This is a genomic window from Janibacter sp. HTCC2649 (assembly GCF_000152705.1).
Lineage (GTDB): Bacteria > Actinomycetota > Actinomycetes > Actinomycetales > Dermatophilaceae > Knoellia.
Genome location: NZ_CH672413.1, coordinates 3,259,837 through 3,273,562, shown reverse-complemented (window position 1 = coordinate 3,273,562; position 13,726 = coordinate 3,259,837). Strand labels below are relative to the sequence as shown.

Below are 13,726 nucleotides of genomic sequence, written 5' to 3'. Positions count from 1 at the left end.
CGACAGGGCGCGCGCCCTGCAGCACACCCTTGACACGACCCGAGGAGTTATGTCTCAATGACTTAATTCATTGAGACATAGGGGATCCCATGCAGGCAGAGCTCTTCGTCACGCTGTGGTACCTGACGATGCACGTCACGGTGGCTGCACTGATCGTCCTGGCCATGCCCTACAGCTCGCCGGTGTGGGGCGGGCGGGCGGCGAAGGCGTCGTGGATCGGAGTCGTGGTCACCCTCCCCCTGAACGTCTCCGGCAATCTCCCCATGCCGTACCAGGCACCGATGGCACTGCTCGGGCAGTCGGTCGTCGTGCTGGCCGTCACCGGACTGGGCTCCAGCATGAGCAGGACTCCCAGCCCCGGTGCGGTGCGGCAGGCGACGCTCGCGCCGAGACGCCTCTTCGTGGCCCGCGTCCCCCGGCAACGCCTCGCTGCGATCGTCGCGTCGACCATCGCCCTGGCTGCGGTGGTGTTCGGTGGACTGACCGCCACTGGCACGACCCTGGTGCGCACCCACGCTGGCGCGTCAGGCGCGGCCTCGGACTACCCGGGCTGGTCGGGCGGCGGACCCTTCCTCGTGGCGGCCGCCTTCCTGCTCATCCTCACGTGGTGGGCACTTCGTCAGATCGAGGACCGCCCGCGCACGGACGAACCCACGGACACCGTCCTGAGGGTCCGTGACGCATCACGGGTCCTGCGTGCAACGACCTTCGCCATGTCGCTGAGCGGCGCCATCTTCCTCTTCTACATCGCCTCGAGGATGAACGAGGCGACGCAGAAGCTTCGCATTGCCTCCGAGTTCGCCCCGCGCTCCCCGTGGGATCCCTACCAGTGGCTGGCTTTCGGGCTCTACGTCCCGGCGGTCGCACTCATCCTCGCGGCGCTCTTCGCGCTGGGCGGATCCATCAGCTCTCGTGAAACCTTGGCCTCACTGGGTCGCAGCAGTGTGGACACGCGTCACGGCGACACGGTGCAGGCAGGGACGACCCCATGAGCGAACTCGTCATCACCGTTGATGTCACGGCGCACGAGCCGCCGTTCGAGCAGGTCCGCGCGCAGCTCGCCGGACTCATCGCGCGCGGCGCGCTTGCCGAGGGCGACCGACTCCCCACCGTCCGCGCCCTCGCCGCCGACCTCGGCATCGCCGTCAACACCGTCGCCCGCGCCTACAAGGAGCTCGAGGCCGAAGGTCTCGTCACCACCGGCCGACGCGCGGGCACCACCGTCGCCCCCGGCGGCCACGCCACGGACACGGCCCTGCACCGCAGCGCGGCGGCCTACGCCCTCAGCGTGGCCCGGGCCGGACTGAGCGACTCCGCAGCCATCGACCTCGTCCGGGCAGCGCTCCGGGAGGCACGTGCGTGAGGTGAGCGAACGGCATACGGGATGGTCGGCAGCAGCCCGACGGACCTCGTTTTGGATGCAGCGCAAACGTCCCTTATGCTTTCCGAGTCCACGACGGATCTCGAGCGCTGCGCGCTGCGCGACGTGGGGTCTGTCGTCTCGACGGGTCCCCATCGTCTAGCGGCCCAGGACTCCGCCCTTTCACGGCGGCAGCACGGGTTCGAATCCCGTTGGGGATACGCAGTGAAGTAGGAAAAGCAGTAAAGGTCTTGCTCCAAACAAGGCCCCGTAGCGCAGTTGGTTAGCGCGCCGCCCTGTCACGGCGGAGGTCGCGGGTTCGAGTCCCGTCGGGGTCGCACAGTGTGAAGAGTCACAGTGCGACAGCACAGCGAAGAGCCCCACACCACACGGTGTGGGGCTCTTCGCCTGTCCGGGAGGCGCAGCCTCAGCGGCTGACCTCGATGGCGATCTTGCCGCGCACGTGTCCGCCCTGGCTCAGCTCGTAGGCCTTGGCGGCGTTCTCGAGCGCGAAGACCTCCGCCACGGGAACGGTGAGCTTGCCCGCGTCGGCGAGGTCCGCGAGCGCCTGGAGGTCGGCGGAGTCGGGTCGCACCCACGCCGAGATGCCACCGGCCTCGGCGACCGTGGCGTCGGCGATGGAGCCGTGGCGCCCGCCGTCCTTCAGCACGGCCTGAGTCGTCTCGAGCACTCCCCCGACGAAGTCCACGACGACGTCAACGCCCTCGGGCGCCAACTCTCGGACGCGCTCGGCCAGCCCGTCGCCGTAGGTGACCGGCTCGGCCCCCAGCTCGCGCAGGAACTCGTGGTTGCCCTCGGACGCGGTGCCGATGACGCGCGCTCCCAGCGCCGTGGCGATCTGGACGGCAAGGATGCCGACGCCGCCTGCGGCCGCGTGGACGAGGACCGTGTCGCCCTTCGTGGTGTCGAGGCGGTGGAGGAGCTGGTATGCCGTGAGGCCGGCGAGCGGGAGCCCTGCGGCTTCGTTCCAGTCCAGGGCGGCCGGCTTGCGCGCGACCGTGCGCACGGGAGCGGAGACGAGCTCGGCGAAGGTGCCCTGCTGGACCCAGTCCTTGCGGGCATAGGCGATGACCTCGTCACCGACGGCGTACTCCGGGGTGTCCGGGCCGATGGCCTCGACGACTCCCGAGACGTCCCAACCCGGGATCGCCGGGAAGTCCACCTGCATGAGGCCGTCGAGGTAGCCCGCGAGGACCTTCCAGTCGACCGGGTTGACCGAGGCGCTGCGCACCCGGATGAGGACCTCGCCCGGCCCGACCTTGGGGTCGGGGACATCGGTGAGGGTGAGGGTGTCGGGGGTGCCGTACTTGCTGTAGGTGATGGCTCGCATGCCCGGGCCAACGCCCAGGTGACGGGCGCGCATTCCGCGGGCGGGCGGCATACGCCGTTTGGGCTGGTCATGACACGGCTCTGCCGGTTGGGCAAATCCGCGTCGCGTGTGCATTGATGGAATACGTGACTTCGCACGGAACCGCACTTGACGACAAGCCCGAACAGCCCGAGACGAGCACCGACCGGCGCTTCTTCGGCCACCCTCTCGGGTTGGCCAACCTCGCCGGCATCGAGATGTGGGAGCGGTTCAGCTTCTACGGGATGCAGGGCATCCTCGTCTACTACCTGTACTACGCGGCGACCGATGGTGGGCTCGGTCTCTCGCAGGAGGCGGCGACCTCGATCGTCGGCGCCTATGGCGGCCTGGTCTATCTGTCGGCCGTGCTGGGCGCGTGGGTCGCGGACCGGGTTCTCGGCGCCGAACGCACCCTGACCGTCGCTGCGGTGACGATCATGATCGGCCACATCGCGCTGGCCGTCCTGCCCAACATCGCCGGCGTCGGCATCGGCCTCGTCTGCATCGCCATCGGCTCCGGTTCACTCAAGACGACGACGAGCTCGGTCCTCGGCGACATGTACGAGAAGGGCGACGAGCGCCGCGACGCCGCGTTCTCGATCTACTACATGGGCGTCAACCTCGGCGCGCTCGTCGGCCCGCTGCTCACCGGTCTCATCTGGGACATGAAGGGCTTCCACTGGGGCTTCGGCCTCGCCGCGGTCGGCATGGCGTTGGGACTCGTGCAGTACCTCGGCCTGCGCCGCTCCACCATCGGCAACGCGGGTCACGTCGTCTCCAACCCGCTCGACCGTGCCGGTCGGATCCGGTATGCCGTGATCGCTGCGGTGGTCGTTGCGCTCATCGCGGTGCTGGCCGTGGCCGGGTTCATCCAGGCGGAGCGTCTGTCCGACATCGTCGTCGCCATCACCCTCGTGGCGTCGATCGCCCTGTTCGCGATCATGCTCACGAGCCCGAAGGTCACCGGGGACGAACGCAAGCGGGTCATCTCGTTCATCCCGATGTTCATCGCGAGCGCCGTCTTCTGGTCGCTGTTCCAGCAGCAGTTCACCGTCGTGGCGGTCTATGCCGACGAGCGCCTCAACCGGTCGCTCTTCGGCTGGGAGATGCCGCCGAGCTGGGCGACATCGATCAACCCGGTCTTCATCATCATCTTTGCCGGCGTCTTCGCGGCCCTGTGGACTCGGCTGGGTTCGCGCCAGCCGACGTCGCCGCTCAAGTTCGCTGCTGGGACGATCTTCATGGGCGTCGCGTTCCTGCTGTTCCTCCCCTACGCCGGTGGTGGCGCCAACAGCACTCCCCTGCTCTGGCTCGTCCTCATCCTCTTCTTCTTCACCCTGGCCGAACTGCTCATGTCCCCCGTGGGTCAGTCGCTGTCGACCAAGCTGGCCCCGGCGGCGTTCCACACGCAGATGATCGCGCTGTTCTTCCTGTCGGTCGCCGTGGGTTCGGCGGGCGCGGGCTCGCTCGCGGGTTTCTACGACACCTCGAACGAGCGGCCGTACTTCCTCTTCCTCGGCATCGCATCGATCGCCGTGGGCGTGCTCATGGCGGTTGGCAGCAAGTGGATCACCAAGATGATGGCGGGGGTTCGCTGACCGGTTCGACGGTTTTAGGGCGCCCCCTCCCATGAGTTATAGTTGCGGTCGCGCCAGGGCGACCTGGCGCTCTGTTTGCGGCCAGGTAGCTCAGTTGGTACGAGCGTCCGACTGAAAATCGGAAGGTCGACGGTTCGACCCCGTCCCTGGCCACCACAAACACCACGAAACCGCAGGTATGCCGCGAGGCGCACCTGCGGTTTCGTCGTTTCCTGCCGGCACCGACGGCTTTTGCGATTGCTCCTCGGGCGCGACCCCGGAGTCCTACTGTCAAAAACAGAGGGGTGCAGGGGCTCCCCTCACTCACAGGAGGAGAGCCATACAATGTCGTTTCGCTCTGCCGCTGCGCTAGCCGTAGCCGCTTTGATCCTGCCTCTCAGCGCGACGGTCGCTCACGCGGCCGCGCCATCAAATGACACGGCCGCTGGCGCGACCGTCATCAGTGCCCTTCCGACGACCATCGACCAAGACACCACCCAAGCGACCACCGACGCCGTCGATGCCGCTCTCAACGTCAACTGCGGAGCGCCCGCGACCGGCGCCAGCGTGTGGTTCACCTACACCGACGCCGACGGCAGCGGCTTCCTCGCCGACGTCTCCGGCTCCAACTACTCGGCCGGCGTCTTCGTCACCGAGGGGAATCCCGCTGACGGGAACCTCGTCGCCTGCGGACCGGGCCAGGCCGGGGTGCGCGGCGAGCCCGGGACCACGTATTACATCGCAGCATTCAACGACAGCTCCACGGCTGGTGGAAACCTGTCGATCACCTTCGGGGTCCTGCCGCCGGCTCCCACGGCTGCACTCACGGTGAACCCCAAGGGCGTCGCCTACAAGGACGGCACCGCGCGGATCTCCGGCACCTACAGCTGCACCAACGCTGACGGCTACGGGTCCGACATCGAGGGCATGCTCACCCAGACGGTGGGACGCCTGAAGATCAACGGATCCTTCTTCGTGAATCCGCTCGAGTGTGACGGCGCCACCCACAACTGGGACGCGTTCGTCTTCTCGGACAACGGTCTGTTCTCGGGAGGCAAGGCGGCGAACTTCTCGGTGGCGTTCGCCTGCGGTCTCGTGGAGTGCACCGTCGCAGAGGCGAGCGGAAAGGTTCAGCTGAGCCGCAACGGCAAGTAGAGGCCACCCGCTGCATGGCAAAAGGTGTGGGGGAGAACCGAACCCGGTCCTCCCCCACACCTGTCACGGGACCCGGCACGGAGTCGGGAGTCGGACGGAAGGTACGCGTTTCCACGGACCCCGGAATCTTGCCCGCGCGCGATGCACTGGAGGCACCCCCGGCGGGACTCAGCAGCCGCGACCATCGGAGACCTACATGAAACGCAACCTCCCGGCCCATGCCGCCGTCGCCTTGCAGCGCGTCTTCGACAAGGTCGCCCGGCCGGACGAGCACCAGGTCAACCGGCGGGTCTCCGCAGTCCTCGCCCATCTCGGCCTGCGCATGTGACCCGCGCTCGAGAGCAAAAAGGCATCAGCCGCCGCGAAGAGGATCAGCCAGGGTACTGGCGTGTCATCGACCTCCTGAAGGGATCGTGAGCGGACTTTTGGCCTCAGGGTCAGAACTTCCCGACAGCAACGAATACCGCTGCAGCTAGCGCGAAAGCGATGAGCGCGAGACCGTGCACAGGATTGAGGGCGGGCACCCACCGGGCGCCGTGCAGGACGAGGAGCACCGTCAGGCTCCACCATGGCCAGCGTCGACGTGACCCGGTCACGTCCCAGAGCAGCGCCCCCACAGCCAGGCCCGCCGTGTAGTAATGGTTGGTGCTTGGGTCGAGCGCCAACCGGCTGGCCATCACCACCAAGAGCACACCCGTGGTGCGGCCTCGCAGGACAGCGGCGATGGCAAGGCCCGCCCCCAACACCGTCTGCAGTGGCCGATCCCAGGCTGGCGTGCGTGGCGACATCACGTCCAAAGCGCGCAGCCCCGACAGTGGGCTGTTGGCGATGGTGAAGTGCATCGCGCGAATCGTCTGCGGGTCGGCGATGAAGAACGGGAGCCACACCGCCGCCACACCCAGGGCCACGACGCACAGGGCCATCGTTCGATCCCGGAGCGACGGAAGCGCGAGGAGCACTGCGGCCAACGGCAGTGCCCATGGCTTGGAGTCCACGGCCAAAGCCACAGCGAACCCCGCCCCCACCGGGTGCCGGGACACAACCAAGGCCAGGGCTGCCATTCCCATCGTCAGGGCAAGGACGTCGTCGAGGTGCGTGGAGCTGACGGCAACGTAGGACCAGACCGGGACGAAGCACGCCGCTGCCAGGAGGAGCTGGCGATCCACGTTGAGTCGCTGGGCACTTGGGTGCGACGCCTGGAGTTGATGCGCCATGTGACGTACGAGGAGCACGATCACGCCACCGAGAGCGGCGCCGAGGACCTGAGCGGCCAAGACACCGTTGCTGTCGGACAAGGTGGCCAGCACCCACGCAGTGCCGAGCGCCACAGGTCCGATCTGCAGCACCGGGTGTTCGGCGTACACATGCAGCCCGGCGTGCCTCCCGTCGTCGAGGTCTGACAGAACCCTCGCCCCGTCAGAGAAGAAGTGCCAGGAAGCGCCCCCCTGATGGTGTTGGGCGAGGAACCAACCAGCCCACCAGAGCAGCAGCACGATCCACCACCCCCGGGACGCGGTCGTCGCAGACCAAACCGGCGTCGCAGGCCACACGTGGGTCTTCCTTCGTGCGGCGCCGGATGCGACCGGGTCGATGTGGATCATCTGGCGATTGTGGGTCGGTGCGACTGAGAGGAGGCTGTGTGATCTCAGCAACCTCGCAGAGCCGACGGCATCCTTTGTCGACGTGGGACAACGCCCAGTCAAGAGTCTTCGTCGTATGCCGTCCGGTCCGGTCCAGTGCCCGCCGTCGCGCACGACACGTAGGTTGGCCCCGTCCGGCACAGCCATCGTGGAGGAACCATGGGTCAGGTCGTCAATTTCAAGGACGTGTCCACGCAGGGGCTCGAGAGCTCGCCCGTTGCCGAGGCACTCGCCGGGCTCCGAGCGAACGAGGCCCGCTACTTCAAGAACAAGTACGACCACACCTTCACGGTGGAACCAGCGAGCGAGGCCGGCGAGGTCGTCGACTGGGTCTCGCGGATCCTGCGCGAGGAGCGCGACATCGTCTTCGCCTCGCCGCCTCTGGAGGCAACGGTGGTCGAGGTGGAGCGCGTGCGCTGGGCGTACGTCTTATACGAGTCGGGGCTCGCGGTCAACGTGCTCTACGGACTCGAGGAGGGGGACAAGAGGGCGGTCGGCTTCAAGCTGTCCGAGGGCATGGACCCGCCCGAGGAACTCTCGGCCTTCAAGTTCGCCCGGCAGAAGTCCAAGCTCGCGGGCGTCATCCGCGGAACCTACTTCGTCATCAAGGGCACCTACTGGCCCTGAGCTGCAGCGGTCGGGTCGTCGGACAGCAGCAGGGTGGTGAAGAGGGTCGTCCCGTGAACCGGGTCGACCTCGGTTCGGGTGGTCTCGGTGAACCCGAGCTTGGCGAGTACTCGACGAGATGCCGTGTTCCAGTCCCAGACCGTTGCCCAAAGGCGTTCGTGACCGGCCGCCGCCGCCGACTCCAGGACCGCGCGGGACGCCTCCGTTGCATAACCCTGCCCCCAGGATCGGCGCAGTAGTTCGAACGCCAGCTCCGGCTCCCCCGCACCTGCACGGCCACTGTCGGTGAGTCCGCAGTAGCCGATGACGTCACCGTCCTCCTTTCGCTCGACGGCCAGCAACCCGGTCGACCAGATGTCGGTGGTGCGGATCGATTCCTCGAGTTCGAAGACCGTGGGGCTACCGTTCGCGTCGATGCGCCGGTGAGGTGGCACGCGGGGGTCACGCTCGGTCCACAGTTCACGCTGGATGACGCCCTCACCTGCCTGCCAGGGCCTGAGCAGCAGTCGAGGCGTCTCCAGCACCATCTGACCAGCCACTCAGCCCTGGTGGCTCGGGCGCTCGAGGAGAACTGCAGCGACCACGCCGATCAGCAGGACTGCTGCCGGGAGCACCACCGCCTGGGACATGGCCTGCGCGAACCCGTCGGCGAGCTGCGGGGGCAGCTTCGTTCCCGCTGCCTCGAGCCCGCCACCGGCCGGCATACCCGGCAGGTGGGCGGCCAAGCGGTTCTCCATGAGTGCCGCGATCGCCGCGCTGCCGAAGACGGCGCCGACCTGACGCGTCGTGTTGTAGACGCCGGCCCCGGCGCCGGCGGACCGGAGAGGAAGGTTGCGTGTGGCCGTCGCACCAAGGGGCGCCCACATGCACGCGCTGCCCACACCCATGAGGGTCATCGGCAGGAGCAGCTGCCACGTCGCGATGTCTGGCGACATGACGCGGCTCAGCCAGAACAGGCTCACCGATGAGGTGGTGATGCCGAAGCCGACGAGCTGGCGCGGGTGCATGCGGTCGGTGAGTTTGCCGACCACCGGAGCCAGCGCGATGGAGACGATCGCCATCGGCACGAGCAGGAGGGCCGCTCGGGTCGGACTGAAGCCGAGCACGACCTGGGCAAAGAGCATGAGCGGGAAACCCATTGCGGTGAAGGCGAATCCGATGGTCGTGATGGCTACGTTGGCGAGCGAGAAGTTACGGTCGACGAACAGTCCGAGGGGCAGGAGCGGCTCACTGGTGTTGCGGCGCTGCCACCACAGGAAGGCGGCGAGCATGATGAGGCCGGCGCCGATGAGCAGCGGCACCGAGATCACGCCGCTGATGGTCCCCCAGTCGTAGGTCTCCCCCTCCTGCACGCCGAACACGAGCAGGAACATACCGACGGCGGACAGGGCCACGCCGAGCCAGTCGAAACTGTGCGAGTGGGTCTCGAGGGAGGGCACGAGACGCCAGGCCAACACGAGCCCCACGATGCCGACGGGGACGTTGATGAAGAAGATCCACTCCCAGCCGGGGCCGTCGGTGAGCACGCCACCGAGGACCGGGCCGACGAGAATCGCGACGCCAGCCGTGGCTCCCCACAGCGCCATGGCGCTCCCACGGGAGGCAGCCGGGAAGGTCCGCGTGATGACGGCCATCGTCTGCGGCGTGAGCATCGAGGCGCCGAGGCCCTGGACGATGCGGGCCGCCACGAGGCCGCCGATCGAGTCGGTCAGACCGCACCACAACGAAGCGAGGGTGAAGACGGCGAGCCCGATGAGATAGAGGTTCTTGGGCCCGAAGCGGTCACCGAGTCGCCCGGTGATGAGCAGGGGCACGGCATACGCCAAGAGGTAGGCGCTCGTCACCCAGACCACGCCGTTGACGTCGGTATCGAGGCCCTCCATGATCGCCGGCGTCGCCACCGACACGATCGTCGTGTCGACCAGAATCATGAAGAAGCCGAGCACCATCGCCCACAGCGCGGGCCATGGGCTGCGCTCCACCGGGGCCGCCTCGGCCGTGGCCACCTGGTCGTTCACGGACATGCCGGATCTCCTCGCGTGACGTGCTGCGGCGGCCACCTCGGCCACCTGTCGAGCGTCACGCTACGCCCGGCCGGTGACAGCTCAGTGCGAGCGCGTCAGCTGGAGAAAAGCACCGTCTCCGGGGAGGCGTTTGAGGGCCGGACGCAGCACGGCCGGAGCAGCCGCGAGAGCCACCTCAGCCCCCACGAAGACCGGGTCCGTGACCGCCTCGTCACGCCCCTGCCAGTGCACCGTCCCGCCACCGGCCGCTCGCAGGTTGCGCACCCAGTCGGTGCCCTTGCCCCACGGCAGCCCGATGATGAACGCGTCCGGTGTCGTCAGCACCGCCACGGGAGTGGAGTACTCCTTGCCGCTCTTGCGACCTCGGTGCCGCACCACTGCCCACACCGGCACGAACCGCCGGCCGGCCACCTGCACGGCCAGTTTGTTGAAGTACTTGGCGCCAGCTGGAGGGCCATTCATCACGAATCCTGCTGCAACTCAGGCGAATCAGCCCCCATGATGCCGCCGGCCGGTGGGCCATCCAGGATCGTGGGGACGTACTCGAGCAGCTGCAGCCCCGGCGCGAACGTCTGGTGCTCGACCAGCTCCAGCCCGAGGTCCGGGTAGTCGTCAAAGATCCGCTCCCGACCCGTCGCCCCCGTGATGAACGGGAAGATGACCACCCGGAAACGGTCCACCAGTCCCGCAGAGATGAGCGAACGGCATACCGAAAGACTGCCGAGCGTGTGCATCGGACGGTCGGCGGTCTCCTTGGCCGCACGCACCCACTCCACGGCGTCGGTGGTCACGAGCTCGGAGTTCGCCCAGGGCAGCGGCTCCTCGAGGGAGGACGAGAAGACGACCTTCGGCGTCGCCGTCATGTGCGCGAACCCCGGGTCGTCACCGACCTGTTCGGCAAAGCCCGACATGAGGCGGTAGGTCGTCGCGCCCATGAGATAGGTGTACGGGTCACCGGTCTGGGAGCCGAGCCACGCGAGGTACTCCGGGCTGTCCACCCCCCACAGCCCCGGCCACCCTTCGGCCGACGCATACCCGTCGAGACTGATGATGAAGTCGACCATGACGCTCTGCATGGGGTTGCCCTTTCGCTGAGAGTCCTTTCAGTCTTGCGTATGCCGTCCGCTCCCGAAAGAGCGAATCGTCACCTTCGAGAGCGGCCCGTTCCAGCCTGCGGGGACAGGGGCGCCTAGGGTCAGCGGCATGACTCAGGCGACGACGTTCGACGCGATCATCATTGGCTGGGGCAAGGGCGGCAAGACGCTCGCCGCGTTCCTCGCCAGCCGTGGTGACCGGGTGCTCATGGTCGAGCAGTCGGACCGGATGTTCGGGGGGACGTGCATCAACATCGGCTGCGTGCCGACGAAGGCCCTGGTCGAGTCGGCCAACCACCCCTCACTTGTCGCTGACGCCGACGTCCGCTATCTCAATGCCGTCGAGCGCAAGAACGCCCTCACGAGCCTCCTGCGCGGCAAGAACTTCTCGATGGTCGACTCGCACGAGTCCGCGACGGTCCTCACCGGTCGGGCGCGGTTCGTCGGACCTCACGAGATCGAGGTCAGTGCCAGCAACGAACGGGTCCGCGCGACGAGCGACCGGATCATCATCAACACCGGCTCCGTCCCGGTGGTCCCGCCGATCCCCGGCCTCGACGGTCCGCGGGTCGTCACCTCGACCGAGCTCATCGACGAGACCGACCTCCCCCGACGGCTGGTCGTCATCGGTGCGGGCGCGATCGGCCTCGAGCTCGCTGGCGCCTACCGGACCTTCGGTGCGGAGGTGACCGTCGTCGACTCCGCCGACCGACTGCTCCCCCGTGAGGACGACGATGTCGCCGATGCGGTGAGGCAGGTCCTCGAGGCCGACGGCATCTCCTTCATCTTCGGGGCAACGGTGGACCATGTTGATGACACGGCCGCAGGATCTGTCGTGCACCTCGACGGTGACCGAACCATCGAGGCAGACCGCGTCCTCGTGGCGGTCGGGCGACGGCCCGCGACCGACGACCTCGGACTCGAGGCCGCCGGGATCGAGACCACCGACCGTGGTGCGGTCCTGGTCGACGCCCAGCTGCGGACCTCGGTCGAGGGCGTGTGGGCCGTCGGTGACGTCAACGGCGGACCCCAATTCACATACGTCTCACTGGACGACAACCGGATCGTCAAGGACCAGTTGGTCGGGCAGGGAGCGCGCCGCACCACAGACCGAGTGGCCGTCCCGGCGACGACCTTCATCACTCCTCCGCTCGCGCGGGTTGGACTGAGCGAGAGCGAAGCTCGCGACGCCGGGCACACCGTGAAGGTCGCCCAGAAGAACATCGACACCATCGCTGCCATGCCACGGGCACGGATCGTCGGGGAGACCCGTGGCCTCATCAAAATCGTCGTGGACGCCGAGTCCGACCTCATCCTCGGCGCCACCGTCTTCTGCGTCGACAGCCAGGAGATCATCAACCTCGTCGCGCTGGCGATGCGTCACGACGTGACCGCCGCCGAGCTGCGGGACTCGATCTGGACCCACCCCAGCTCGACCGAGGCCCTCAACGAGGTCCTCGGCACGATCTGACCCAATCAGCGTGGCGCGGTGAAGCGCTGGAGGAAGGCCGACAGCAGCTTCGCCGAGTCCTCGCGCGGTAGGTTCTCGATGAGGGACAGCACCGTCGTAAGGTCCAAATCGCCTCCCGCTCTGGCACCGTCCGCCAAAGCAACCGGATCGGGTATGCCGGTGTGAGACAGGGCTTCCGGGCTCGGCAGCGCTTGTCCCCTGACCTCGTCCGCGGCATCGACGAGGGCAGGCACGAGCTCACCCAAGAGCCCCTCGGTCACCGGCGTGATCGTGAGGTGGGCCGTGTGGGGTATCCGAGTCCCGTCGGACTGGGTCATCGCGGGCTGTCCCTGCAGGACGAAACCACGCTGGGTCACGGCAGCAGTCCAGAGCAGAGGGTCGACGCGTTGATCGGCCGCCACGGAGTCGTCCGTCGCCACAGCGATGAGCGGCCCCTGCCGCTCCCCCATCAGTCGCAGTCCGGCGATCCCGTCGACCGCCCCGGCCACAGCGGAGGTGGCGGCGACGACGCGGCGGGTGAGGGCGGCATACCCATCCGCTCCAAGGGTCTGGACGACAGCCCAGGCGGCGGCCAGCGACGTCGCGGAGCGAGTGCCGAGCATCGTCGGGTTGACGACGGGATAGCCGAGCCAGTCGGTGATGGCGAAGTAGCGTGCGAGGTCGAGCTCGCCGTCGGCGAAGAGCAGGAGCGACGCACCCTTGGGCACGTAGCCGTACTTGTGGATGTCGGCGCTGATGCTGCTCACGCCACGAACGCGAAAGTCCCACTGCGGCAGCGGTTCTCCACCGGCGTCCTCCCAGAACGGCAGCACCCAGCCACCGACGCAGGCATCGACATGACACGCGATACCCCGGTCGGCCGCAGCCCCCGCCACCTCGGCGACAGCGTCGATGACCCCGTGCGGATAGGACGGCGCCGAGACCACGACGAGCGCCACATCCGCGCTGAGGGTCTCGATGAGTGCAGCTGCCGGCGCCCGACCAGTGGTCACGTCGACCGGGATCACCGTGACGTCCAGCCCGAAGTAGTGCGCGGCCTTGTGGAACGCCGCATGCGTCGAGGCGGACACGACCAGCCGCGGTCGACCCATCCCACCGCGCGCCACCCACAGGTCACGTGCGGCCTTGACCGCGAGCAGGCAGCTCTCGGTGCCGCCCGATGTCACTGACCCTGTCGCCGTCGGTCCGTGCAGCATTGCGCGCCCGAACTCCACGAGGTCGGACTCCATGAGCGCCACCGACGGGAAGGTCGTCGGGTCCAGACCGTTGACCGGCTGGAGGAGCCGCATCGCCTGTGCCGCAACCTCATCGAGCTCCGGGCGGCCGTGGTCGTAGACGTAGGAAAGCACTCGCCCACCATGGGTCGGGGCATCGTGCTCGCGATAGGCCCGCAAGCGTCCCAACACCTC

14 protein-coding genes and 3 tRNA genes are annotated in these 13,726 nt (G+C 67.8%); 10 read left to right on the top strand and 7 right to left on the bottom strand.

Annotated features, from left to right (window positions below; all coding sequences use genetic code 11):
- The first annotated feature begins 89 nt into the window (after nt 1–89).
- The 4 genes from JNB_RS15670 (at nt 90) to JNB_RS15655 (ending at nt 1,698) form a co-directional block, all read left to right on the top strand.
- Nucleotides 90–992 carry a hypothetical protein gene (locus tag JNB_RS15670; protein ID WP_009777490.1) on the top strand — a complete coding sequence of 301 codons (903 nt, stop codon included), beginning with the start codon at nt 90–92 and terminating at the stop codon, nt 990–992.
- Nucleotides 989–1,363, top strand: a complete 375-nt coding sequence (locus JNB_RS15665; protein WP_009777489.1) for a GntR family transcriptional regulator — start codon at nt 989–991, stop codon at nt 1,361–1,363. Before JNB_RS15670 ends, JNB_RS15665 begins: the two co-directional genes overlap by 4 nt.
- 145 nt (nt 1,364–1,508) lie before the next feature.
- A tRNA-Glu gene (locus JNB_RS15660) sits at nt 1,509–1,581 on the top strand.
- Nucleotides 1,582–1,624: 43 nt separating this feature from the next.
- Nucleotides 1,625–1,698: transfer RNA gene (locus tag JNB_RS15655), tRNA-Asp, on the top strand.
- A gap of 89 nt (nt 1,699–1,787) precedes the next feature.
- On the opposite strand, the gene JNB_RS15650 is transcribed toward JNB_RS15655, so the two are convergent.
- Nucleotides 1,788–2,711: an NADP-dependent oxidoreductase gene (locus tag JNB_RS15650; RefSeq protein WP_040885050.1), complete on the bottom strand. Its 924-nt coding sequence runs from the start codon at nt 2,709–2,711 to the stop codon at nt 1,788–1,790.
- Between the two features lie 116 nt (nt 2,712–2,827).
- Here JNB_RS15650 and JNB_RS15645 point away from each other — a divergent pair, with 116 nt between their 5' ends.
- The 4 genes from JNB_RS15645 (at nt 2,828) to JNB_RS22180 (ending at nt 5,789) form a co-directional block, all read left to right on the top strand.
- Complete coding sequence (locus JNB_RS15645) at nt 2,828–4,327, top strand: peptide MFS transporter (RefSeq protein ID WP_009777486.1); 1,500 nt, start codon at nt 2,828–2,830, stop codon at nt 4,325–4,327.
- A gap of 79 nt (nt 4,328–4,406) precedes the next feature.
- Nucleotides 4,407–4,483: transfer RNA gene (locus JNB_RS15640), tRNA-Phe, on the top strand.
- Nucleotides 4,484–4,651: 168 nt separating this feature from the next.
- Nucleotides 4,652–5,461, top strand: a complete 810-nt coding sequence (locus JNB_RS15635) for a DUF6299 family protein (RefSeq protein ID WP_148232460.1) — start codon at nt 4,652–4,654, stop codon at nt 5,459–5,461.
- 196 nt (nt 5,462–5,657) lie between these two features.
- Nucleotides 5,658–5,789, top strand: a complete 132-nt coding sequence (locus JNB_RS22180; protein WP_009777484.1) for a hypothetical protein — start codon at nt 5,658–5,660, stop codon at nt 5,787–5,789.
- A gap of 109 nt (nt 5,790–5,898) precedes the next feature.
- On the opposite strand, the gene JNB_RS15630 is transcribed toward JNB_RS22180, so the two are convergent.
- A complete protein-coding gene (locus JNB_RS15630; RefSeq protein WP_009777483.1) occupies nt 5,899–7,062 on the bottom strand; it encodes a hypothetical protein in 1,164 nt (387 codons plus the stop codon).
- Nucleotides 7,063–7,260: 198 nt separating this feature from the next.
- On the opposite strand from JNB_RS15630, the gene JNB_RS15625 reads away from it, so the two are divergent.
- Nucleotides 7,261–7,728: a hypothetical protein gene (locus tag JNB_RS15625; protein ID WP_009777482.1), complete on the top strand. Its 468-nt coding sequence runs from the start codon at nt 7,261–7,263 to the stop codon at nt 7,726–7,728.
- Here the strand turns inward: JNB_RS15625 and JNB_RS15620 are convergent.
- The 4 genes from JNB_RS15620 to JNB_RS15605 all read right to left on the bottom strand — a co-directional run bounded on the left by JNB_RS15620 (nt 7,716) and on the right by JNB_RS15605 (nt 10,828).
- Complete coding sequence (locus tag JNB_RS15620) at nt 7,716–8,255, bottom strand: GNAT family N-acetyltransferase (protein ID WP_040885045.1); 540 nt, start codon at nt 8,253–8,255, stop codon at nt 7,716–7,718. The two genes, JNB_RS15625 and JNB_RS15620, sit on opposite strands and share 13 nt — an antisense overlap.
- Nucleotides 8,256–8,267: 12 nt before the next feature.
- Complete coding sequence (locus tag JNB_RS15615; protein WP_009777480.1) at nt 8,268–9,752, bottom strand: DHA2 family efflux MFS transporter permease subunit; 1,485 nt, start codon at nt 9,750–9,752, stop codon at nt 8,268–8,270.
- Between the two features lie 81 nt (nt 9,753–9,833).
- Nucleotides 9,834–10,214: a nitroreductase family deazaflavin-dependent oxidoreductase gene (locus JNB_RS15610; RefSeq protein ID WP_009777479.1), complete on the bottom strand. Its 381-nt coding sequence runs from the start codon at nt 10,212–10,214 to the stop codon at nt 9,834–9,836.
- A complete protein-coding gene (locus tag JNB_RS15605; RefSeq protein WP_009777478.1) occupies nt 10,214–10,828 on the bottom strand; it encodes a dihydrofolate reductase family protein in 615 nt (204 codons plus the stop codon). The genes JNB_RS15610 and JNB_RS15605 overlap by 1 nt, the downstream gene beginning before the upstream one ends.
- Nucleotides 10,829–10,955: 127 nt before the next feature.
- On the opposite strand from JNB_RS15605, the gene JNB_RS15600 reads away from it, so the two are divergent.
- Nucleotides 10,956–12,317 (top strand): NAD(P)/FAD-dependent oxidoreductase, encoded by a 1,362-nt coding sequence (locus tag JNB_RS15600; RefSeq protein WP_009777477.1) that lies wholly within the window; start codon nt 10,956–10,958, stop codon nt 12,315–12,317.
- Between the two features lie 5 nt (nt 12,318–12,322).
- On the opposite strand, the gene JNB_RS15595 is transcribed toward JNB_RS15600, so the two are convergent.
- On the bottom strand, nt 12,323–13,723 hold the full coding sequence (locus tag JNB_RS15595; protein ID WP_237700675.1) for an aminotransferase class V-fold PLP-dependent enzyme: 1,401 nt from the start codon (nt 13,721–13,723) through the stop codon (nt 12,323–12,325).
- Nucleotides 13,724–13,726: the final 3 nt, after the last annotated feature.

Excerpts from the sequence above, each read along its gene's own strand:
- JNB_RS15670 (WP_009777490.1), top strand. The coding sequence starts at position 90 with ATGCAGGCAGAGCTCTTCGTCACGCTGTGGTACCTGACGATGCACGTC.
- JNB_RS15665 (WP_009777489.1), top strand. The coding sequence starts at position 989 with ATGAGCGAACTCGTCATCACCGTTGATGTCACGGCGCACGAGCCGCCG.
- JNB_RS15650 (WP_040885050.1), bottom strand. The coding sequence starts at position 2,711 with ATGCGAGCCATCACCTACAGCAAGTACGGCACCCCCGACACCCTCACC.
- JNB_RS15645 (WP_009777486.1), top strand. The coding sequence starts at position 2,828 with ATGGAATACGTGACTTCGCACGGAACCGCACTTGACGACAAGCCCGAA.
- JNB_RS15635 (WP_148232460.1), top strand. The coding sequence starts at position 4,652 with ATGTCGTTTCGCTCTGCCGCTGCGCTAGCCGTAGCCGCTTTGATCCTG.
- JNB_RS22180 (WP_009777484.1), top strand. The coding sequence starts at position 5,658 with ATGAAACGCAACCTCCCGGCCCATGCCGCCGTCGCCTTGCAGCGCGTC.
- JNB_RS15630 (WP_009777483.1), bottom strand. The coding sequence starts at position 7,062 with ATGATCCACATCGACCCGGTCGCATCCGGCGCCGCACGAAGGAAGACC.
- JNB_RS15625 (WP_009777482.1), top strand. The coding sequence starts at position 7,261 with ATGGGTCAGGTCGTCAATTTCAAGGACGTGTCCACGCAGGGGCTCGAG.
- JNB_RS15620 (WP_040885045.1), bottom strand. The coding sequence starts at position 8,255 with ATGGTGCTGGAGACGCCTCGACTGCTGCTCAGGCCCTGGCAGGCAGGT.
- JNB_RS15615 (WP_009777480.1), bottom strand. The coding sequence starts at position 9,752 with ATGTCCGTGAACGACCAGGTGGCCACGGCCGAGGCGGCCCCGGTGGAG.
- JNB_RS15610 (WP_009777479.1), bottom strand. The coding sequence starts at position 10,214 with ATGAATGGCCCTCCAGCTGGCGCCAAGTACTTCAACAAACTGGCCGTG.
- JNB_RS15605 (WP_009777478.1), bottom strand. The coding sequence starts at position 10,828 with ATGCAGAGCGTCATGGTCGACTTCATCATCAGTCTCGACGGGTATGCG.
- JNB_RS15600 (WP_009777477.1), top strand. The coding sequence starts at position 10,956 with ATGACTCAGGCGACGACGTTCGACGCGATCATCATTGGCTGGGGCAAG.